At 66.4% G+C, this 20,553-nt stretch carries 17 protein-coding genes; 6 read left to right on the forward strand and 11 right to left on the reverse strand.

From position 1 onward, the window contains the following. Positions 1–20 precede the first annotated feature (20 nt). Positions 21–3,503 (forward strand): error-prone DNA polymerase, encoded by a 3,483-nt coding sequence (locus tag A9975_RS07635; protein ID WP_183032092.1) that lies wholly within the window; start codon positions 21–23, stop codon positions 3,501–3,503. Between the two features lie 80 nt (positions 3,504–3,583). Here the strand turns inward: A9975_RS07635 and A9975_RS07640 are convergent, their stop codons facing one another. Beyond that, on the reverse strand, positions 3,584–3,835 hold the full coding sequence (locus tag A9975_RS07640; protein WP_183032093.1) for a hypothetical protein: 252 nt from the start codon (positions 3,833–3,835) through the stop codon (positions 3,584–3,586). A gap of 356 nt (positions 3,836–4,191) precedes the next feature. Here A9975_RS07640 and A9975_RS07645 point away from each other — a divergent pair, with 356 nt between their 5' ends. After that, positions 4,192–6,147, forward strand: coding sequence for a methyl-accepting chemotaxis protein (locus A9975_RS07645; protein ID WP_370564104.1), 1,956 nt, complete (start codon positions 4,192–4,194; stop codon positions 6,145–6,147). Between the two features lie 19 nt (positions 6,148–6,166). On the opposite strand, the gene A9975_RS07650 is transcribed toward A9975_RS07645, so the two are convergent. Beyond that, on the reverse strand, positions 6,167–7,075 hold the full coding sequence (locus tag A9975_RS07650) for a DMT family transporter (RefSeq protein WP_183032094.1): 909 nt from the start codon (positions 7,073–7,075) through the stop codon (positions 6,167–6,169). A 272-nt stretch (positions 7,076–7,347) separates the two neighbouring features. Between A9975_RS07650 and A9975_RS07655 the strand changes: the two genes are divergently transcribed. From A9975_RS07655 to A9975_RS07665, 3 genes are all read left to right on the forward strand, one after another. Beyond that, the gene (locus A9975_RS07655; protein ID WP_150993302.1) at positions 7,348–7,530 is read left to right on the forward strand and encodes a hypothetical protein; all 183 of its coding nucleotides are present in this window, start codon (positions 7,348–7,350) and stop codon (positions 7,528–7,530) included. A 60-nt stretch (positions 7,531–7,590) separates the two neighbouring features. Further along, positions 7,591–7,839, forward strand: a complete 249-nt coding sequence (locus A9975_RS07660; protein ID WP_183032095.1) for a GlsB/YeaQ/YmgE family stress response membrane protein — start codon at positions 7,591–7,593, stop codon at positions 7,837–7,839. Between the two features lie 114 nt (positions 7,840–7,953). Beyond that, the gene (locus tag A9975_RS07665) at positions 7,954–8,448 is read left to right on the forward strand and encodes a hypothetical protein (RefSeq protein ID WP_150993300.1); all 495 of its coding nucleotides are present in this window, start codon (positions 7,954–7,956) and stop codon (positions 8,446–8,448) included. Between the two features lie 72 nt (positions 8,449–8,520). Here A9975_RS07665 and A9975_RS07670 read toward each other — a convergent pair whose 3' ends face one another. From A9975_RS07670 to A9975_RS07710, 9 genes are all read right to left on the reverse strand, one after another. Continuing rightward, positions 8,521–9,663 carry a M48 family metallopeptidase gene (locus A9975_RS07670; protein WP_183032096.1) on the reverse strand — a complete coding sequence of 381 codons (1,143 nt, stop codon included), beginning with the start codon at positions 9,661–9,663 and terminating at the stop codon, positions 8,521–8,523. A 34-nt stretch (positions 9,664–9,697) separates the two neighbouring features. Then, positions 9,698–10,432, reverse strand: a complete 735-nt coding sequence (locus A9975_RS07675) for a site-2 protease family protein (RefSeq protein WP_183032097.1) — start codon at positions 10,430–10,432, stop codon at positions 9,698–9,700. A 37-nt stretch (positions 10,433–10,469) separates the two neighbouring features. After that, positions 10,470–11,339, reverse strand: a complete 870-nt coding sequence (locus A9975_RS07680; protein WP_255503106.1) for a DUF2167 domain-containing protein — start codon at positions 11,337–11,339, stop codon at positions 10,470–10,472. 1,065 nt (positions 11,340–12,404) lie between these two features. Next, a complete protein-coding gene (locus A9975_RS07685; protein ID WP_183032099.1) occupies positions 12,405–13,175 on the reverse strand; it encodes a ParA family protein in 771 nt (256 codons plus the stop codon). 82 nt (positions 13,176–13,257) lie between these two features. Further along, positions 13,258–14,400: a rod shape-determining protein RodA gene (gene rodA / locus A9975_RS07690; RefSeq protein WP_150993635.1), complete on the reverse strand. Its 1,143-nt coding sequence runs from the start codon at positions 14,398–14,400 to the stop codon at positions 13,258–13,260. Positions 14,401–14,412: 12 nt separating this feature from the next. Further along, positions 14,413–16,731 (reverse strand): penicillin-binding protein 2, encoded by a 2,319-nt coding sequence (mrdA, locus tag A9975_RS07695; protein WP_183032100.1) that lies wholly within the window; start codon positions 16,729–16,731, stop codon positions 14,413–14,415. Between the two features lie 75 nt (positions 16,732–16,806). Continuing rightward, positions 16,807–17,319 (reverse strand): rod shape-determining protein MreD, encoded by a 513-nt coding sequence (gene mreD / locus A9975_RS07700; protein WP_150992634.1) that lies wholly within the window; start codon positions 17,317–17,319, stop codon positions 16,807–16,809. Continuing rightward, positions 17,316–18,344 carry a rod shape-determining protein MreC gene (mreC, locus tag A9975_RS07705; protein WP_183032101.1) on the reverse strand — a complete coding sequence of 343 codons (1,029 nt, stop codon included), beginning with the start codon at positions 18,342–18,344 and terminating at the stop codon, positions 17,316–17,318. The genes mreD and mreC overlap by 4 nt, the downstream gene beginning before the upstream one ends. A gap of 205 nt (positions 18,345–18,549) precedes the next feature. Beyond that, entirely contained in the window at positions 18,550–19,593 is a 1,044-nt protein-coding gene (locus A9975_RS07710) for a rod shape-determining protein (protein ID WP_035859663.1), read from the reverse strand. Between the two features lie 639 nt (positions 19,594–20,232). Between A9975_RS07710 and gatC the strand changes: the two genes are divergently transcribed. Then, positions 20,233–20,532, forward strand: coding sequence for an Asp-tRNA(Asn)/Glu-tRNA(Gln) amidotransferase subunit GatC (gatC, locus tag A9975_RS07715; RefSeq protein WP_006156463.1), 300 nt, complete (start codon positions 20,233–20,235; stop codon positions 20,530–20,532). Positions 20,533–20,553 lie beyond the last annotated feature (21 nt).

Raw genomic sequence — 20,553 nt, forward strand, 5'->3', positions numbered from 1 at the left:
CGTTTGCCTGAATCCTTGCCATGTCGAGCCAGCCAGCCAGCCCTTCATTCTCCGCTTTGCCGCCGGCGCTTTCCGCGCTGCTGCCGGCGTTGCCCGACTATGTGGAGCTGCATTGCATCTCCAATTTCACCTTCCTGGACGGGGCGTCGCATCCGGCCGAGCTGATCGAGCGCGCGTTTGCGCTCGGCTACCGTGGCCTGGCGCTGACCGACGAATGCTCGGTGGCGGGCACGGCCCGCGCGCACCATGCGCTGAAGGACCTGCGCGAACGCACCCGCGATGCGGCCGAGCGCAGCGCGGCGCGGTTGGCCGCCGGGCTGCGGGAGGATGAGGACGAGGCGGCGGAGGCGCCGGAGGAGGGCGACGACGAAGACGGCGAGCATCAAGGGGATGGCGAATTCCCCGCCGCGCCGGACGCCACTGCCACCGGGAGCGCCGATGACGCCTTGCAGGCCCGCCTGCGCCGGCATGATCGCCTGCTTGCCCTGGCCCGTGCCGCGCAGGATTTCCGCCTGCTGATCGGCAGCCGCTTTACGCTCACCGACCACACGGGCCGGCCCGTGCTGCGGCTGGTGCTGCTGGCGCAAAACCGCGAAGGCTTCGGCAACCTGAGCGAGTTGATCACGCTGGGCCGCACGCGCGTGCAAAAGGGCGCCTACGCGCTGCATCCCGACGACATCGCCGCGCCGCAGCCGGACCAGGCCCACCTGCGCGGCATGCCCGATTGCCTGGCGCTGCTGCTGCCTTCGTATTGCCCGGACCCCGCCGAGCTGCTGCGGCAAGCCCAATGGATGCGGCAGGCGTTTGGCGAGCGCGGCTGGATCGCGCTCGAGCAATTGCAGGGCCATGCCGATGCCACGCACCGGCTGCGGCTGGAGCAAGCCGCGGCGCTGAGCGGCGTGCCCCTGGTGGCATCCGGCGCGGTGACCATGCATGTGCGCTCGCGCAAGCCGCTGTCGGACGTGCTGAGCGCGATCCGCGTGGGCCAGCCGCTGGCTGAATGCGGCATGGCGCTGGCGCCCAATGCCGAGCAGCACCTGCGCATGCGCCAACGCTTGTCGCGCTTGTACCCGCGCGAGGCGCTGGCGCAGACGTTGCGGGTTGCCGCCATGTGCGACTTCTCGCTGGCGTCGCTGCGCTACGAGTACCCGGAGGAACTGGTGCCCCCGGGCGAGACGCCATTCAGCTACCTGCGCCGCGAGACCATGAAAGGCGTGCTGCGGCGCTTCCCCAAAGGGCTCGAGCCCGAATGGCGCAGGCAACTGGCGGAGGAGCTCGCGCTGATCCGCGAGAAGCAGTACGAGCCGTTCTTCCTCACCGTGCACGACATCGTGCGCTTTGCCCGCAGCCGCGGCATCCTGTGCCAGGGCCGCGGCTCGGCAGCCAATTCGCTGGTCTGCTATTGCCTGTTCATCACCGAGGTCGATCCCGCCGATGCCAACCTGCTGTTCGGCCGTTTTCTCTCGCGCGAGCGCGACGAGCCGCCGGACATCGATGTGGACTTCGAGCACCAGCGGCGCGAAGAAGTCATCCAGTACATCTACGAGAAATACGGCCGCAACCGCGCCGCGCTGGCGGCGTCGCTGATCACCTATCGCTCGCGCAGCGCGCTGCGCGACGTGGGCCGGGCGCTGGGCATCGATGCCAGCGTGATCGAGCAGGTGGTCAAGGGGCAGGCATGGTGGGATGGCGGCAAGACCTTCCTGGAGCGCATTTCGCAGTACGGGCTGGACCCGGACGCGCCGGCGGTGCGGCAGTGGGCCAGCCTGACCACGCAACTGCGCGGCTTTCCGCGCCATTTGTCGCAGCACGTGGGCGGCTTTGTGATTGCGCGGCACAAGCTGTCGCGGCTGGTGCCGATAGAGAACGCGGCCATGGAAAACCGCAGCGTGATCCAGTGGGACAAGGACGACCTTGAATCGCTGGGCTTGCTGAAGGTGGACGTGCTGGCGCTCGGCATGCTCTCGGCCATCCGCCGCGCGCTGGCGATGATCCCCACGCGCTCGGGCGCGCCGTACCGGATGGAAGACGTGCCCAAGGACGATCCGCAAACCTACGACATGATCTGCGCCGCCGACACCATCGGCGTATTCCAGGTGGAGTCGCGCGCGCAGCAGTCGATGCTGCCGCGCCTCTTGCCACGCAAGTATTACGACCTGGTGGTGGAAGTGGCCATCGTGCGGCCCGGCCCGATCCAGGGCGGCATGGTGCATCCCTACCTGAAGCGGCGCGAGCAGGTGCGGCGCACCGGCAAGCCGCCGGCGTACCACAACGACGTCATCGAGAAGGTGCTGGGCCGCACGCTGGGCGTGCCGATCTTCCAGGAGCAGGTGATGCAACTGGCCATCGACGCCGCCGGTTTTACGCCGGGGCAGGCCGACCAGCTGCGCCGCTCCATGGCGGCGTGGCGGCGCAAGGGCGACCTGAAGCAGCACCAGGATGCGCTGGTCAAGGCGCTCACCCGCAACAAGTACCCGGAGGCATTTGCGCTAGCCATCTGCAAGCAGATCGAAGGGTTTGGCGAATACGGCTTCCCGGAAAGCCATGCGGCCAGCTTCGCCAAGCTGGTCTATATCAGCGCGTGGATCAAGTGCCACCATCCGGCGGTCTTCCTGTGCGCGCTGCTCAACAGCCAGCCGATGGGGTTCTACTCGGCGTCGCAACTCGTGCAGGATGCGCGCCGGCACCACGTGGTCACGTATCCGGTGGATGTGACGGTGAGCGGCTGGGAAAGCACGCTGGAGCATGCGGCCAGCGGTGCGCCAGCACGCGCCCGCGAGCGCGCCCGGCCGGCGGTGCGGCTTGGCCTGAACCGCGTGAACGGCATGCGCGAGGCGGCGGCCGGGCGGATCGCGCTGGCCCGCGCCGAGGCGCCGTTCGCCAGCGTGGAAGACCTGGTGCTGCGCGCGGGGCTGGACCGGCACGACATCGATGCGCTGGCCGCGGCCGATGCGCTGGCCGGCCTCGCCGGGCATCGCCGCCAGGCGCGCTGGCAGGCCCGCGCCGCCGCGCTGCAGGCCGCGCATCACGACCTGCTCGCCCAGGCGCCGCCGCCAGAGGGCGAGCTATCGCTGCCCGCGCCGCGCCTGGGCGAGGATGTGGCGGCCGATTACGCCAGCACGGGCCTGTCGCTCAAGTCGCATCCGCTGGCGCTGCTGCGGCCGCGGCTGGCCGCGCTGCATTACGCCACGGCGCAGGATTTATCCCACTGCGGCAACAACCGGCAGGTGCGTGCCTGCGGCATCGTCACGGTGCGGCAACGGCCGTCCACGGCCGGCGGCACCATCTTTACCTCGATCGAGGACGAGACCGGCGCCATCAACGTGATCCTGTGGCCGGACCTGATCGAGCGCCAGCGCAAGGAAGTCCTGGGCGCGAAGCTGCTGGGGGTGATCGGCACGTGGCAGCGCCAGGGAGAGGTCAGGCACCTCGTGGCGCAGGAACTGGTGGACCTGAGCCCGCTGCTGGGCCGCCTGATGGTGTCCAGCCGCGATTTTCATTAGGGCGTGATTGGCGCGTGATTGGGGCGTGAGTGAGGCGTGATCGGGGCGTAACCGCATAACCCCATAACCGCGTCACCAAGTTACTGCGCGGGCGCCTCGTGCCCGCGCGCTTCGCAACGCCGTGCGCGGCTCATCTCGCCCTGCCAGCCAACCGCGCGCAGCAGCGCGTAGCCGTGCTCGGTAATGCGCGGGCACCAGCGGTCGGTCGCGCATTCTTCCAGCGACACGAGGCCGCGTTCGAGCAGCGCCTCCAGGTCCACGGGATCGAGTTCCAGTTGATCCTGCACATCGTGGACCAGCAGCAAGGTGGCAAATTCGTGGGGGCTTAACATCGCCATCTCCTGGGGTTGAACATCCTGATTGCTCGGCCTGCCACGGGCAGAACCGCCTACGGAAAGACAGCGCCAGGCGGCATTGGTTCAGGTGTTTCCTCTGATCTTTGCCCGCCCGCCACGCTGCGTTCGCGATCCCTTCGTTGTACGTCGGTTTTGCGTCTGTTTTGTGTCAACCTGGTCTCCGTTCCTTGCATGCGCGTGCTGGTTTTCCGCCCGTTTAGCGTGCATCCTGCACCCGCTTTGTGCCTTTTCGGCCCCGCCTTTGTGCATGTGAAAAAAGCCGGGAAAGCGCGCTTCAGTCAGCGTTCAGCCAGCCGATACAAGACGTATCCAAGCGTTTTTTTGGGGTCTTCGTGGCTACTTTTCTCTCCCCCGCCGTGCGCCTGATGGCGCGCCTCACCATCACCCGCAAGCTGCTGTTGCTGGCCATCCTGTTCCTGATCCCGCTTGGCGGTGCGCTCTATGCGGTGCTGAGCCTGTCGGTGCAGACGATCCGCGCCTCGCAGGACGAACTGAGCGGCCTTGCCATCGTCGACCGCGCGCTCGATTTCATGCGCGAGACGCAGGTCCGTCGCGGCGCGGCCAATGCCGTGCTCGCTGGCAACGCTGCGTTTCGCGCAACGTTTGACGGTGCCGATGCGAAGGCCGCCGCACACCTTGGCGAGCTGGTGAAGCAAGCCGGCGAGGCCGCGCGCTTCGATGTCATGCCTGACGCACGCAAGCTGGAGCAGTCGTGGCAACGCATGCATGAAACGGGCCTGAGCGTCACAGCCGGCGCGCTGTTCGACATGCACAGCGCGCTGGTCAAGCAGACGCGGCTGTTTATCGGCGATGTGGCGGACCGCTCTTCGCTCGCGCTCGATCCCGACAGCGGCTCGTACTACCTGGTGACGCTGATGGTGGGGCAGATGCCCAAGCTGGCCGAGCTGAGCGCGCTGGCGCGCGGCAGGGGCGCGGCCATCATCAGCCAGGGCGGATACTCTGACGCGGCGCAGCAAGCCGAGCTGGCCGCGCTGGGCGAGCAGATCCAGGACGGGCTGGAGTCCGTACGGCGTGACATCGACCGCGTGATGCGCGATGCCCCGGTGTATCGCCCGCGGGTGCAAGGCGCGCTCGCGCAGCTGGCCGCGATGGATACCTTCCACCGCACGCTGAAGGAAAAGATGCTCGGCAGCGGCGGCATCGCCATCGAGGCCAAGCCCTATTTCGACGAGGCGACGGCGGCCATCAACGCGGTCTCCTCGGTCAACAAGGCGTTTTCCGGGATTGCCCGCGACATGCTGGAGCAGCGCATCGCTGCCGAGCTGCTGGAGCTCGAGGTGCTGGCCGGGGTCGCCCTGCTGGCCGTGGGCACGGCGTTCTACCTGTTCGCCGGCTTTAGCCACGGCATGCGCGCCGACGTGCAGCAAGTGGCCAGCATGGTGGGCCGGATCAACGACGGCGACCTGGCCATCACGCTGGAGGTGCGCGGCAGCGACGAACTGAGCCACGTCAAGCGGCACCTGCTGTCGCTGGTGGACACCTGGCGCGCGCTGATCGGCGATACCAAGGTCGGCGCGCAGAACGTGCTGGTGGCCGCAGGCGAGATCGCGCAAGGCAACCTGGACCTGTCGCAGCGCACGGAGGAGCAAGCCTCGTCGCTGCAGCAGACGGCCGCCAGCATGGAGCAGCTCACCGCGATCGTGCGGCAGAACGCCGGCAGCGCGGACCAGGCCAGCGCGCTGGCGGGCGAGGCCTGCGACATCGCCGTGGCCGGCGGGACCTCGGTGGGCCGCGTGCTGCGGACCATGGGCGAGATCGAGGTCGATTCCAAACGCATCGTCGACATCATCGCGGTGATCGACGGCATCGCGTTCCAGACCAACATCCTGGCGCTCAATGCCGCGGTGGAAGCGGCGCGCGCCGGCGAGTACGGGCGCGGCTTCGCCGTGGTGGCCACCGAGGTGCGCAGCCTGGCGCAGCGCGCCGGCAGCTCCGCCAAGGAGATCCGCACGCTGATCTCGCAGTCGGTGCAGCGGGTCGAGGCCGGCTCGGCACTGGCGGGGGATGCCACCGCCACCATGGACAGCATCGTTGCCGCGGTCAAGCGCGTGACCGTGATGATGGACGAGATCAGCCGCGCGTCGCAGGAGCAGAGCAGCGGCATTGCCCAGGTCAACCAGGCCGTGACGCAGATGGATCAGGTCACGCAGCAGAACGCGGCGCTGGTCGAGCAGGCCGCGGCAGCGGCCGATGCGCTCAAGGAGCAAGCGCAGCGCATGGAGCGTTCGGTGGCGGTCTTTCGGCTGGATCCGGCGGTTGCCGCTTAGGAGGCGTACGGCGGCGCGTTCAGCGCCGGTTGGCGATCCAGATGCCGGCCACGATGGCGCCCAGCCCGGCCGCGTGATACCAGCGCGGCCAGTCGCCCAGCAGCGCGGAAGACATCAGCGCGGCAAAGACGGGCGTGAGCGTGAAGAAGAACACCGGCAGCTGCGCCCCGGCGCGGGCAATCGCACGGTCCCAGGCAAAGTAGGCCAGCAGCGAAGGGATCGTTGCCACATACACCAGGATGCCGAGCGCCTTGCCGTTCCAGTGAATCGGCGCGCTTCCCGACAGCAGCTCCCACGCGACGAACGGCACGCAGGCCGCCACGCCCGTCACGATCTGCGCAAACAGCAGCACGGCCAGCGGCAAGTCCGGGCGCTTCTTGCGCAGCAGCCAGGTGTAAGCGCTCCAGGTGATGGTGCCCGCCAGCATGAACAGATCGCCGGCCACGAAATCCAGCTGGGCCAGCCGCCCGGGATCCCCGCGCAGCATCACCACGCCCACGCCGGCCAGGCATAGCAGGGCGCCCACCACATGCCAGCCGCGCACCCGCTCGCGGAAGAACAGCGCGCCGATGATCAGCAGGAAGATCGGGGCGGAAGCGCCGATCAGCGTCACGTTGATCGGCGACGACGTGGTCAGCGCCAGGTACTGCATGGCGTTGTAGACCGAGACGGAGAGCATGCCCATGGCGGTGATCACCGCGGCATGCTGGCGCAGCGTGGCGGCATGCTCGCGCACGCCCCGCCAGACATAGGGCGCGAGCAGCAGCCCGGCCAGCGCCCACCGGGCAAAGTTCAGCGTGATCGGCGGGATGGCGCCAGCGGCGTAGTGGCCGACGATGGCGTTGCCGGCCCAGCTCAGCGGCGGGAATGTCAGCAGGCCAAGGGTGCCCCAGTCAAGCCGGGCGCGGCCGGCGGCGGAAGTGGTCATCGGAGGGTTGTCGTCCTGTTCGTATTCTTGTTGTTCTGTTTATTCTGTTTGTTTTTTCTCTGTCGGCATTATGCCGCAGGCGTGAATTGCAAACGATTGTGACCAGCGTGCTGTTGGCGGATGCGTTGCGCTAGTCTTCCCACCATCCGCACCATCCGCACCACCCGGATACGAACTGTTACATAGCGCTGTGTTTTCGCTGTCAACACGCGCTGCCACCGGGCCGTTTTTACAGGCAACGCGCAAGTTGCGCGCCTCACCTGGAGATAGACATGAAGAAGGTACTCGCCATCCTGACCCTCGGACTCTTCGCTGCTGGTGCTTTCGCCCAGGCACCGGCCGCCGACGCCCCCAAGGCGCCTGCCAAGGTCGAAAAGAGCGCGCACAAGAGCAAGACACACAGCAGCACCAAGCATACCAAGGCGGCAACGCCGGCCAAGTCCGCCGCGCAGTAATGCGCGGGTTCAGGGTGCGCTCCGCTGGGGGCGCACCCCTTTTTCTTTTCTCCTGACACCATGCACCTGATCTGGACCATTGTTATCGGCTTCGTCGCCGGGCTCGTAGCGCGCGCCATTACCCCGGGCAACGGCCCTAGCGGGTTCTTCCTCACGGCCGCGCTCGGCATTGGCGGCGCGTTGGCGGCCACCTTTCTCGGGCAAGCCCTGCACTGGTATCGCCCGGGGCAGTCGGCAGGCTTTATCGGCGCCGTGGTGGGCGCGGTGATCCTGCTGCTGGCCTATCACCTGATCAGCAAGAAGAGCTAGGCCCCGAGCCGCTGATGGCTATACGCCAACAGCAAGAGCCGAGAGCCAAGCACGCAGCACCAAGCACCAAGCACCAAGCAGCAGCACCCGCAACGCAGATCACGGAACCCGATCATGAGCCTGATGGACTTTTTGCAGAACGCAGCCTCCGCCCTGGGCGGCAATCCCGAGCAGCAGGTGGACCACATCGCGCAGAACGCCCCGGAGGGCGCGCTTGGCCAGTTGCTGGCCAGCGCTTTCCATTCGGATCAGACGCCGGCCTTCGGCAATATGGTGGGGGAGTTGTTCGGCCAGTCCAACGGTGCGCAGCAGGCTGGCATGCTTAACCAGCTGCTGGCAACGCTCGGGCCGGCGGTGTTGTCCGGGGCGGCAGGCGGCGCACTGGGCAATCTGCTGCAGCCCGGCGCGACCCAGGTCACGCCCGAGCAGGCCAGCCAGCTGAGCCCGGCGCAGGTGCAGGAGATCGCCACCCACGCCGAACAGGTCCATCCGGGCATCGTCGACCAGATTGCCGGCTTCTACGCGCAGCACCCCACGCTGGTCAAGACCATCGGGAGCGCCGCGCTGGCCATTGCGCTGGCCAAGTTCAAGGAACACCAGCAGGGCTGAGTGCCCGGCGGGCTGGCATGGGCTCGAAGGCCTTGCCGTGGCGCCCCGCGACCTTAGCGCGGGGCGGTGTGCCTACGGCAGCTCCACCTGCAGGCGCGCCAGCGTGCGCAGCAGCGTTTCGTCATCGGGCGACAGGTGAGTCGCCATCGCAAACGCGGCGCGTGCCTCGTCCTTGCGATTCAGTTGCCACAACGTTTCGCCCTTGTGCACCAGGCCTTCCACGCGTGCGCCCAGGTTGCCTTCGGTGCCCTCGCCAAAAGCGGCCAGCGATTGCTCCATGTAGCCGAGCGCCTGCTCCGGCTGGCCCAGGCGGAATAGTGCCCAGCCTTTGCTGTCGAGGATAAATGGGTCGTCCGGCGAGTGAGCCAGCGCCTCGTCGATCATCGCCATGCCGCGCCCCACCATCCAGTTCGCATCGACCAGCGCATAGCCAACCTCGTTCAGGTTCTCCTTGGCGAGCGGCGCCAGGCCAAGCGCGATATCCAGCTGCCTGTCGTCCCGGCCGGCAATCGCCAGGTCGATCAGCTTGCGCCGCACGCGTGCCTGGAAACTCACACTGATTTCGTCCTTGCCGGCCTCGTAGCTGGCCAGCATCTGCCGGAACACGGCCGCCGGCCCGGCGCTGGCGGGCAGGGCGGCGATGGTCTCGGACTGGCGCTTGCACCAGGCATATTGGGTCGCATCCATGCTGCCAAACTCATAGTCCAGGCTGATCGTCTGGGCCTTGTGGCTTTGCGCATAGTAGGTATAGCCGCGGCTATCCGTCCTGTTGCAGAACAGGAAACCGTCCTTGAGGTCGAGCACATAGGGCAGGCCGCCCATGGGATGGTTGCTGGTCTCGCCGCGCAGCAAAAACGACTCCCCGAAATCCCCATCGCCGATGATCGGGTTGAGGATCCACTTGCCCTTGGGATAGCGCTTAGGCAGCCGCACCGACACGGTATTGCCCTGCTTGTCGGTGATGCCGAAGATCACACTGTCCTGCTCGTTCGGCTTTGGCATGACGCCTACGATCCGCTGGCCCGGCAGGAACAGGCGGTAGCGGGCCTCGGGCAGGGGCCGGTCGGTAGCCGGATCGCGCAGCACGAACCGGTGCACCTGCGCGCCTTCGCCGAGCGTGCCCGGCTGGCGGTAGTCACGCGCCAGGGTCACGGCGGGAATGGTTGCCACAGCCAACAGGACTGCGCCCTTCAGGTAAAGCGTTTTGCTTCTCATCGTCTTGGTATCAAGTTGAATTGGATTCGGGCGCTCAGGCGCCCATGCCGCTGGCGCGCAGGCTGCCCAGCATGCCGTGCAGGTCATGGCTCATGACTGCCAGGAACGCCACCAGCCCGAGGTAGTACAGCGTATAGGTCAGGCGCATTTCCGCGCTGATGGTGTAGTAGGCGCGGTTCTCCGGGGCCTTCGGATCGTAGCGCCAGGCCTTGAGCAGCTGCGGGGCCGCCAGCAGCGCCACCAGGATCAGGATCGGGCTGGGGCGCCACAGGAACATCGCCACCAGCACCGGCACGCCAAGGAACCAGATGCGCGGCGACAGCACCGCGGTGACGCGCCCGCCATCGAACGGCGAGAGCGGGATCAGGTTGAACAGGTTGATAAAGAAGCCTGCATAGGCCAGCGCCAGCATCAGGCCGCTGCCGGTGCCGCGGCCGATGTAATAGCAGGCCAGCGCGCCCAGGGTGCCAACCACCGGCCCCGCCAGCCCGATATAGGCCTCGGTCTCGACGTCGACCGGCTGGTCCTTGAGTTCGACCCAGGCCCCGACGAACGGAATGAAGGTGGGTGCGCCCACGGCCAGCCCGCGGCGGCGCGCGGCCAGGAAATGCCCCATTTCGTGGACAAAGATCAGCAGCACGAAGCCGACGGCATAGCGCCAGCCGAAGATCAGCGCATAAGCGCCGATCGACAGCAGCATGGTGCCGCCCGTGGTCAGCAGCTTGCCCATCTTCAGGCCGCCCATGAGCAGGAGCAGCAGTTTGGTCATGGGTACAACTCCGTCGCCGAAGGGCGGGAATGCGGCTTCACTTCGGCTCTGCGGGACCGGACGGCTTGCGCTTGAACCACTTGGTGGCGGAATAGCCGATGCCCGCCACTGCCAGCATGATCACCTTGGCGAACTTGGCGAAGAACGCCGCCAGGATGGCCAGCAGTCCCAGCTTCTTCGCCGCTACCCCGCCGATCAGCGCGGCCAGCCCGTATTCCGCCACCTTGTCGGTGCTGGAATTGAAATCCGCATAGGCCTTGCCCTCGGAGAAGTCGAGGTTGGACAGCAACGTGCGCACCACGGGCTTGTTGGCGTCGACCTGGTCGCGCGCGGTGATCAGGTTCAGGCTGACGTAGCCTTCCCGCCCGAGCGCATAGGTGTTGTAGTTGACGGATTGCGGGGCATCTGCCGGCTGGCCCTTCTCGCGAGCCGACATCGACCAGATCAGCCGATGGGTGGCCGCCTCATAGTGAGGCCGCTCCACCCAGCCGACGATCTCAAGCCCGCTGATGCCGCGCTTCTCCCGCTCCTCGTTGGCGGCTTCCGTGCCTTCCTTGAGCGATTTGAAGAGATCGTCGACATTCCAGTCCTTGGCGTCGTCGTCGCGGATGTAGCCCGAGGGCTCGTACTTGGCCACCACCATCCAGTCGTCGTCGCCAGTGGGCAGCACCAGGCCGAGCAGCCGCTCGTCGGTGAGGTTGCCCATGGCGTGCATGAGCTTGCCGGCGGCCGGCTGGGGAATGAAGACTTCCTTGGCCGGCAGCTTCAGTGTGGCCTGTTCGCCCAGTTTTACCGTGGCCGGACCCGCCTGGGCGCTGGACTGCGCTGCCTGCCAGGCTGCCTCCATCTCCTTTTCCTTGCTCTCGCTGCCTTGCGCGAGCAGGCTGCCGGAAGCAAGGAGGCTCATCCCGCATGCCAGGCGGGCCAGCATGCCACGCAACTCATGACCCATCATTCCCACAATGACTTCTCCCTTCGCTTGATTATTTGTTTGTTTTTTTGTGGCACTGCCTGGGATGGCTGGGGGAAGGGGGGCTTCCAGTTGCCTCGCATGCAGTGTAATTGCCTGATATTCCGGTGGGTGGTGATTTTAGCGTTTTTTTTATTTGCGGTAGGGAAAGGGGATATTGCTCTGCTGGGTTGGTTGTTCTTTCTTTGTACGGCGATGGTTTTTGCACCCAAGAGCCAGACGACATCGCTCTGCTGGGTTGGTCGCTCTTTCTTTGAACGGCGATGGTTTTTGCATCCAAGGGCCATACGACATCCCCCTGCGGGGGCTGCCGGTCACTCTTCTTTGCGTCGGCAAAGAAGACTAACGAGAAGAAAGCCGACCCTGCCGGGCGCAGAGCAATAAGGCTGGCCGGCCTCCGTGGTTGCGTCGTACGGCCCGGAGTGCTGGCTGGCAGATCCTACCGGCTCAAGGGTCATCGTTTATGCATGACCCAATGGTCACGTGGTGGTGCCCCTGATCGCTTTGCGCGGTGGGCGTTCGACCATCTGCCGTTACCGGTGCGGACCACCACGACACATCGCCCGTCAATGGTTTCGTGGTGGGGCGGGCGCGGTGGTGAAGGTCTCGGGCTAGTCAACCCGGTGCCACCGCGCCCACGACGGGACCGGTGCGCTTGCAACTTCGTGGCCGGCCGCGCCGCGAGCGACAGACGGCGTGAAGCAAGTGGTGTCTACTACCGGGGGCCTCACCACGAATCCCGGAGGCTGGCAGGTTCGTGGCCGGTCAAACCGGTACCGGCAGAAGCCCGCCGACACCCCGGGCCGTACGACGAAATCATCGACACTCGAAAGCCTTATTGCTCTGCGCCCGGCAGGGTCGGCTTTCTTCTCGTTAGTCTTCTTTGCCGACGCAAAGAAGAGTGACCGGCAGCCCCCGCAGGGGGATGTCGTATGGCCCTTGGGTGCAAAAACCATCGCCGACGAAATAAACAGCAACACCCCCCGCAAAACGGCAAAACCCCTAAAATCCCACCAACTCCCGATGCAAAGCCAAATACTCCAACGCCAACTTATGCCTCGGATCCAGGTGAATCATCGGCATCGCATGCTGATGCGACTCCCGGATCTTCACCGACGACGACAACCGTGAATTCAACACCGGCAGCCCTTCGCCGACCAGTTCCTCCACCAGTTGCAACGGCAGGGTGGCGCGCGGCTGGAACTGGTTGATCACGATCCCTTCGACTTCCAGGTCCGCGTTGTGGTCGTGCTGGATCTCTTTCACGTTGTCGAGCAGCGTGTAGAGCGCGCGGCGGGAGAAGTCGTCGCAGTCGAAGGGAATCAGGCAGCGCTGGACCGCAATCAGCGCGGAGCGGGTGTAGAAGTTCAGCGCGGGCGGGGTATCGATGTAGATGGCGTCGTACGTTTCTTCCAGCTCGATCAGCGCGTCGCGCAGCTTGTAGATCTTGTAGCGGGATTCGAGCTTGCCGTGCAGCGTATCGAGCTCGGGATGGGCGGGCATCACATCGAGGTTTTCGAACGGCGTGGCGTGGATGAACGCGGTGACATCCAGCGGCTTGAAGCTGTATGTGAGCGCGGTCTCGAAGAAGTCGGCCACCGTCGGGGTGGCCTCGGCGGCGTGCGCGCCGAGCAGGTACTGGCTGGAGTTGCCTTGCGCATCGAGGTCGATGACCAGGGTGCGCAGGCCTTCGCTGGCACTGATGGCCGCCAGGTTGCAGACGATGGTCGACTTGCCGACTCCGCCCTTCTGATTGAATACGACGCGCCGCATTTGAGCCCTTGGAGGTGAACGTTCCAAAGGACAGAGGATACCTTAGCCAGGTGTCATTTCAGCGGCCAAATCGCATGCCAGGCTATGTTTGTATCAGCCGCTTTTGCCGCGAGATGCTCATCAGGATCCCGATGCCCATGCCCAGCGTCACCAGCGCCGTTCCCCCATAGCTCAACAGCGGCAACGGCACGCCCACCACGGGCAGGATGCCGCTCACCATGCCCATGTTCACGAAGGCATAGGTGAAGAAGATCAGCGTGATCGACCCCGCCAGCAGCCGCGAGAACAGCGTCGGCGCGTTGGCCGCGATGTACAGCCCGCGGAAGATCAGCAGCAGGTAGAGCACCAGCAGCACGGCGTTGCCGATCAGTCCGAACTCTTCGGAGAACACGGCGAAGATGAAGTCGGTGTGCTTCTCGGGGATGAACTCGAGGTGCGTCTGCGTGCCCTTGAGCCAGCCTTTGCCGAACACGCCGCCGGAGCCGATGGCGATGATGGACTGGATGGTGTGAAAGCCCTTGCCGAGCGGGTCGGTGGTGGGGTCCAGCAGCGTGCAGATGCGGTGTTGCTGGTAGTCATGCAGGATCGGCCAGTTCACGCCGGGGGCGCAGATATCGTGCTCGAAGCTGACCAGTGCGGTGATGGCGACCACCGCGATGGCAAGCAGCGGCAGGATGATCTTCCACGACAGGCCGGCGAAATAGATCACATAGAGGCCGGCGGCCATCACCAGCAGGCCGGTGCCGAGGTCGGGCTGCTTGGCGATCAGGCCCACGGGAACGCCGAGCAGCACCAGCGCCAGCACAAAGTCGAACCACCTGACCGAGCCCTCCCGCTTCTGGAAGTACCACGCCAGCATCAGCGGCATGGCGATCTTCATGATCTCGGAGGGCTGGATCACCATGCCGACGTAGAGCCAGCGCCGCGCGCCCTTGCGGATCAAGCCGAACATGGCCACCGCCACCAGCAGAGCCACGCCGACCGTATAGAGCGGCACCGCCACCCGCATCAGCGTCTGGGTTGGCAGGTAAGCGATGACCCACATCACGAGGTAGGACAGCAGGATGTTGCGCAACTGGTCCTCGACCCGGCCGGGCATGTCGATGGCGGCGGAGTAGAGCGCCACGATGCCGGTGGCGAACAGCAGGAAGACGATGAGCGCGAGCGGCTTGTCAAAGCCGGTCAGGGCCGTCTTGATGAACGATAGGACGCGGCGGCGATCCATGGCGCGTCTCCTTCAGCGTGAAGCGTTGCCGCCGGCCGCGGTGGGCGCGGTTGCCGGTTTGGCGCGGGGTTTCGAACTGGCGGGCGCCATGACGGGCGACGTGGCCGGAGCGGGGGGCGGCGCAGGGCGGCTGTGGCCGAGGGCCTGCGCCATGCGCTGGTCCAGCGTCTGCACCGCCGAGGCGGGTGGGATGGCGGCGGGGTCGATCACCGGCGCCATCACGGCAGAGGCGGCCGTGGCGGAGGCGCCGGCACGGGCTGCCACCCGCGCCGCCGGCACGCTGGCGCCTTCGCTGGTGGCGGCGGCTTCGCTTGCGCCCATGACGGTGGCGCTGGCGATGCTGGCGGTGTGGCCGGTGGTAAACACGCTGGGCGTATCCACGGGCGGCTTGCCGCCGGCGCGTTCGGACGCGGGCGGGGCGATGTTCGCCAGTTCTTCCGGCCACTTGCCCGTCAAATAGTAATCCATCACCTTGCGCGCGATCGGCGCGGCCACGGCACCGCCGAAGCCGGCGTTCTCCACGATCATCGCCAGCGCGATCTTCGGGTTGTCGGCGGGAGCGAATGCGGTATAGAGCGCGTGGTCGCGCTTGCGCTCGTCCAGCGCGTGGTGGTTGTACTTCTCGTTCTTGCCCATGGTGAAGGTCTGCGCCGTCCCGGTCTTGCCGGCGGACTCATAGGCGGCGCCGGCGAATGCGCGGGCGGCGGTGCCCGAGTGCGTCACGCCGACCATGGCGCGCTTGATCACGTCGATATCCGACTGCTTGAGCGGCAGGCGGTAGCTTTCCTTGGGCACGGTGAGCTCGCGCTCGCGGCTGACCGAATCTTCCACCGCCTTGACCAGGTGGGGCTTCATCGCGATGCCGTTGTTGACCAGGATGGAGGTGGCGTTGGCCAGCTGCAGGATGGTGAAGCTGTTGTAGCCCTGGCCGATCCCCAGCGAGATGGTTTCGCCGTCATACCATTTCTGCTGCTCGGGCTTGCGGTAGGCGCGGCGCTTCCAGTCGGTGGAGGGCAGGATGCCGCGGCTCTCGCCTTCGATGTCGATGCCGGTGATCTGGCCGAAGCCCAGCGGCTTCATGAAGTCGTGGATGCCGTTGACGCCCATGTCGCGCGCCAGCATGTAGTAATAGGTGTCGCACGACTGCACGATGGAGGCGTTCATGTCCACCCAGCCGTGGCCGCCTGGCTTGTCGTCGCGGAAGGTGTGGTTGCCCAGCGTGAACGAGCCCGGATCGTGGAAGCCCCAGGCCGCGGTGCGCTTGCCGGTGGTGAGTGCCGCCAGCGCCATGAACGGCTTGTAGGTGGAGCCGGGCGGGTAGGTGCCGCGCAGCGGGCGGTTCAAGAGCGGCTTGTCGGGCGAGCCGTTGAGCTCGTTCCAGGTATTGGTGTCGATGCCTTCGACGAACAGGTTGGGGTCGTAGGTCGGCTTGGAGACAAAGGCCAGGATGTCGCCCGTGGCCGGCTCGATCGCCACCAGCGCGCCGCGCTTGTCGCCAAACAGCGCTTCGGCCAGTTGCTGCAGGCGGATGTCGAGCGACAGGATCAGGTTGTTGCCGGGCGTGGCGGGGGAGGTGGATAGCGTGCGGATGGGGCGCCCGCCCGCGCTCACTTCCACTTCCTCGAACCCGGTCAGGCCGTGCAGCTCGGTCTCGTAGCTTTGCTCGATGCCGATCTTGCCGATGTAGTTGGAGCCTTTGTAGTTGTCGGCGTCCTTGCGCGGATCGTATTTGGCGCCTTCGGCGCTGTTGGCCTCGTCCATGGCCTCGATGCGTTCCTGGTCGCGTTGCGAGATGCGGCCCAGGTAGCCGATCACGTGCGAGGCGGACTCGCCCAGCGGGTACTGGCGGAACAGCCGGGCACGCACGTCCACGCCCGGAAAGCGGAAGCGCTGGGCGGAGAAGCGCGCCACTTCCTCGTCGGTGAGCTGGCTGCGGATCGGCAGGCTTTCGAAGCTGCGCGACTCCTCCATCAGGCGCTTGAAGCGGCGGCGGTCGCGCGGCTGGATGTCGATCAGCTGGGCCAGTTCCTCGATGGTGTTGTCGAGCGTGTCGGACAGCTTGGACGGGGTGATTTCCAGCGTGTAGGCGGAATAGTTGCGCGCCAGCACCACGCCGTTGCGGTCCATGATGATGCCGCGGTTGGGCTCGATCGGCGCCACCGAGATGCGGTTGTCCTCGGCCTTGGCCGAGTACTGGTCATGCTTGTACCACTGCAGCCACAGGAAACGGCTGAACAGCAGGCCGAAGCAGATCACGGCAAACAGGCCCGCCGCCGCTACGCGGATGCGGAAGCGGCCGAGCTCCTGTTCGACATTGCGTATTTCGGTCATGGTACTGCGTCAGCCTTGCGGTTTGCCGCGCCCCCCAGGGGGGGGGCGCGGCGGGACTTCGGTTGGGGTAAAGCGTCAGATCGGCCGGGTTTCGTCCACGTCGGCGCTGCGGCGCTGCGGCGCCAGCAGCATGCCGGTGGCCAGCGGCCACAGCAGCGCTTCGATGCCCGGCGCCAGCAGCAATTGCCAGCCGGGCAGCGGCGCGCCCATGGCCAGGCGGATCAGCACCGGCACGGCGTGGGCGATAAACAGCAGCGGCAGCACGTGCAGGGCCTGGGTATAGACCGTGAACCACAGCACGCGGCGATGGATGGTGATGGCGAAGTACGCCAGCAGCGAGTAGGCCATGGCGTGCTCGCCCAGCAGGCGCGCGTCATGCACGTCCATCAGCAGGCCGAGCGCGAAGGCCACACCCATGCCGACCTTGCGCGGCTGGTGGATGTTCCAGAACACCAGCACCAGCGCCACCATGTCGGGCACCCACAGCGTGGTGCCCCAGGGCATCAGGTTGAACAGGAAGGCCAGCACGAAACTCAGCGCGATAAACGCGGGGTTGACCGGGCGCAGCAGGTATTGGGGATTGGTCAACGCTTGGGCTCCTTGGCCGGGGCGGGCTTGTCGGCGGGCTTTTCCGACGGCTTGTCAGCAGGCTTGTCGGCGGGCTTCTCGGCCGGCCGCTCTCCTGAGCGTTCGGCATCCCGCACGCCCGGGCGGTTCGCCCTGACGCTTCGTGCTTCCTTGGCGTCGCGTGGGCCGTCGATGGACTCGCGCGGCGGCAACTGCGCTTCGTAGCGGATCACCAGCAACTGGCGGTGCGAACGCACGCCGGCCACCGGTTCGCAGTACACGCGCGAGAAGGCAGTATCGGCCTTGCGCTCGATCTGGACGATCTTGGCCACCGGCAGGCCTGGCGGGTAGGTGCCGTCCAGGCCGGAGGTCACCAGCAGGTCGCCCTGCTGTAGGTCGGCCGAGGCGGCCATGAAGCGCAGGTCGAGCAGGCCGGCGCGGGCGCCGCCAAAGGCCACGCTGCGCAAGCCGTTGCGCACTACCTGCACGGGAATGGCCTGCTCCTTGTCGGTCAGCAGCGTGACTTCCGACTGGAACGGCGAAACCCGCGTGATCTGGCCGATCACGCCGCGTTCGTCGATCACGGGGTAGCCCGCGCGCAGGCCATGCTGGCTGCCGCGGTCGATCACGATGCGCTGGCTATAGGGGTCGCGGGCGTCGTACAGGATCTCGGCCGCCGTCACCGGCGTGGCCGACTGCTGCACCAGGCCAAGCAGCTTGCGCAGCTGGTTGTTCTCGGCCTCGAGCTGGGACTGGCGCACCGCACCCTCGGCCTCGGTCACCATGCGGCGCTTGAGGTCGCGGTTCTCGCTGGCGAGGGTGGCGGAAGACTGGGCGTAGTCGAACGTGGCGCGCAGCGCGTCGCGCGGCACCAGCACCGTGCGCTCCACCGGCATCAGCACGGTGGCGGCAACCTGGCGCACCACGCGCAGGGCGTCAAAGCGCGCGTCAACGATGAGCAGCGCCAGCGCGATCGTCACATAGAAGACGAGGCGCGCAACGGCGGAAGTGCCCTGCTTGAAGAGCGGCGGCGGAGTGTAATCCATTTACCCGTGCGCTGGCAGAAAGGTCCCCCGGTGCCGCAGGCACGACTGCGCCGCGGCACGCCAGCCGGAGTGGCTGGGGCGTCGCGGCACGGTGTGGTGCACGGGGGCTGGCCGGGTCGTCGGGAGGGTAGCGCGGCAAGGCGCTGCCCCGACCAGGTAGTCCGGCAGGCCGCGTCGCGCCACGTGCGAATCCTCTGCTTACGCTTTATTCGTAAGAGAAGATGCTGCCGAGCTTGTCCATGCGCTCGAGCGCCATGCCGGAGCCGCGCACCACGCAGGTCAGCGGGTCTTCGGCGACCAGCACCGGCAGGCCGGTTTCCTCGGCCAGCAGGCGATCCAGGTCGCGCAGCAGCGCGCCGCCGCCGGTCAGCATCATGCCGCGCTCGGCGATGTCGGCGCCGAGTTCCGGCGGGGTTTGTTCCAGCGCGATCTTGACGGCCGACACGATCTGGTTGAGCGGATCGGTCAGGGCTTCCAGGATTTCGTTGGACGACACCGTGAAGGCGCGCGGGATGCCTTCGGACAGGTTGCGGCCCTTGACTTCCATTTCGCGGACTTCGGAGCCGGGGAACGCCGAACCGATGGCCTTCTTGATGGCTTCGGCGGTCTGCTCGCCGATCAGCATGCCGTAGTTGCGGCGGATGTAGTTGACGATGGCTTCGTCGAACTTGTCGCCGCCCACGCGCACCGAGCCCTTGTAGACCATGCCGCCCAGCGAGATGATGCCCACCTCGGTGGTGCCGCCGCCGATATCCACCACCATCGAGCCCGACGGCTCCGACACGGGCAGGCCGGCGCCGATCGCGGCCGACATCGGCTCCTCGATCAGGTACACCTGGCTGGCGCCGGCGCCCAGCGCCGATTCGCGGATGGCGCGGCGCTCGACCTGGGTCGAGCCGCAGGGCACGCAGATGATGATGCGCGGCGAGGGGCGCAGCAGCTTGGTGTCGTGCACCATCTTGATGAACTGCTTGAGCATCTGCTCGGTGACCGTGAAGTCGGCGATCACGCCGTCTTTCATCGGGCGGATCGCTTCGATGTTGCCCGGTACCTTGCCCAGCATCTGCTTGGCTTCCTTGCCCACCGCCTGGATCGTCTTCTTGGCGTTGGGTCCGCCTTCCTGGCGGATGGCGACCACGGACGGCTCGTCAAGGACGATGCCCTTGTCACGCATATAGATCAGGGTGTTGGCGGTGCCGAGGTCGATCGCGAGATCGTTGGAGAAGTAGCTGCGGAGAAATCCGAACATCAGGAATCCTGTTTTCTGGTGGTTCGCGAGTATGCGAAGTGGCCGGCGCCGCTGCGGGGCCAGCCACGATATTCATAGCGACGGGTAGTATTAAGGCCCCCGATCGTCCGGTGGGGCCGGCGCCGTTGCCAGTCCGCGTTGTCATACGCTGCGAACTGCCAGGGCCAGGGCCGCCAACCAAGGCCGCTTTGCCGGGTGGCGAAAGCAGCCTCTACGGGAACCTTTGATTAGACCACGCGCGAAAGTTCGGTGGAACGGCGCTGCAATTACAAATTAATTGCTGGCGGGGGCGGCCTAATCGGAGGAACCTGTCTGTCATCCCTTGGGTGCCTTCAACCCCGCACCGGCGGGGGCGGTCGGGCCACATGGCCAGTGCTGGCCGGCCCGGGTGCCGGAGTACGCCGCCGGGGTGTCCCGCCGGAGTGTCGGGAAAAGCTCCGGAGGAGGCGGTTTTGCACCAATGTGACGAAGGCGCGGCCAAAGGATGGCAACGCGCAATGATACCTTATAATTCCCCCTGTTTCGGGGGCTTCTTCCTCGAAAAAACCTGTAACTTTGACGATTCCCGGGCGCTCCCGGCAGCACTTGCCCGGCCCGCCCCGGCCGCGCCCGCATCGCCTTTCGCACCGACCCCAAGCCATGGCTCTCGACCTATCCGACGTCAAGCGCATCGCCCACCTTGCCCGCATCGAAATCAACGATGACGAGGCTGGGCAGACGCTTGTGCAGCTCAATCAATTCTTCTCCCTGGTCGAACAGATGCAGGCGGTCGACACCACCGGCATCGTGCCGCTGGCCCACCCGCTGTCCGCGGTGCGCGAGATGTCGCAGCGGCTGCGCGACGACGTGGTCACCGAGCCCAGCCGCCGCGAGGACTACCAGCGTCCCGCCCCGGCCACCGAAGGCGGCCTCTACCTGGTGCCCAAGGTCATCGAATAAAGGTCGGACGCACCCCGGCCC

This window comes from Cupriavidus sp. UME77 (genome assembly GCF_014170355.1).
Taxonomy (GTDB): domain Bacteria; phylum Pseudomonadota; class Gammaproteobacteria; order Burkholderiales; family Burkholderiaceae; genus Cupriavidus; species Cupriavidus basilensis.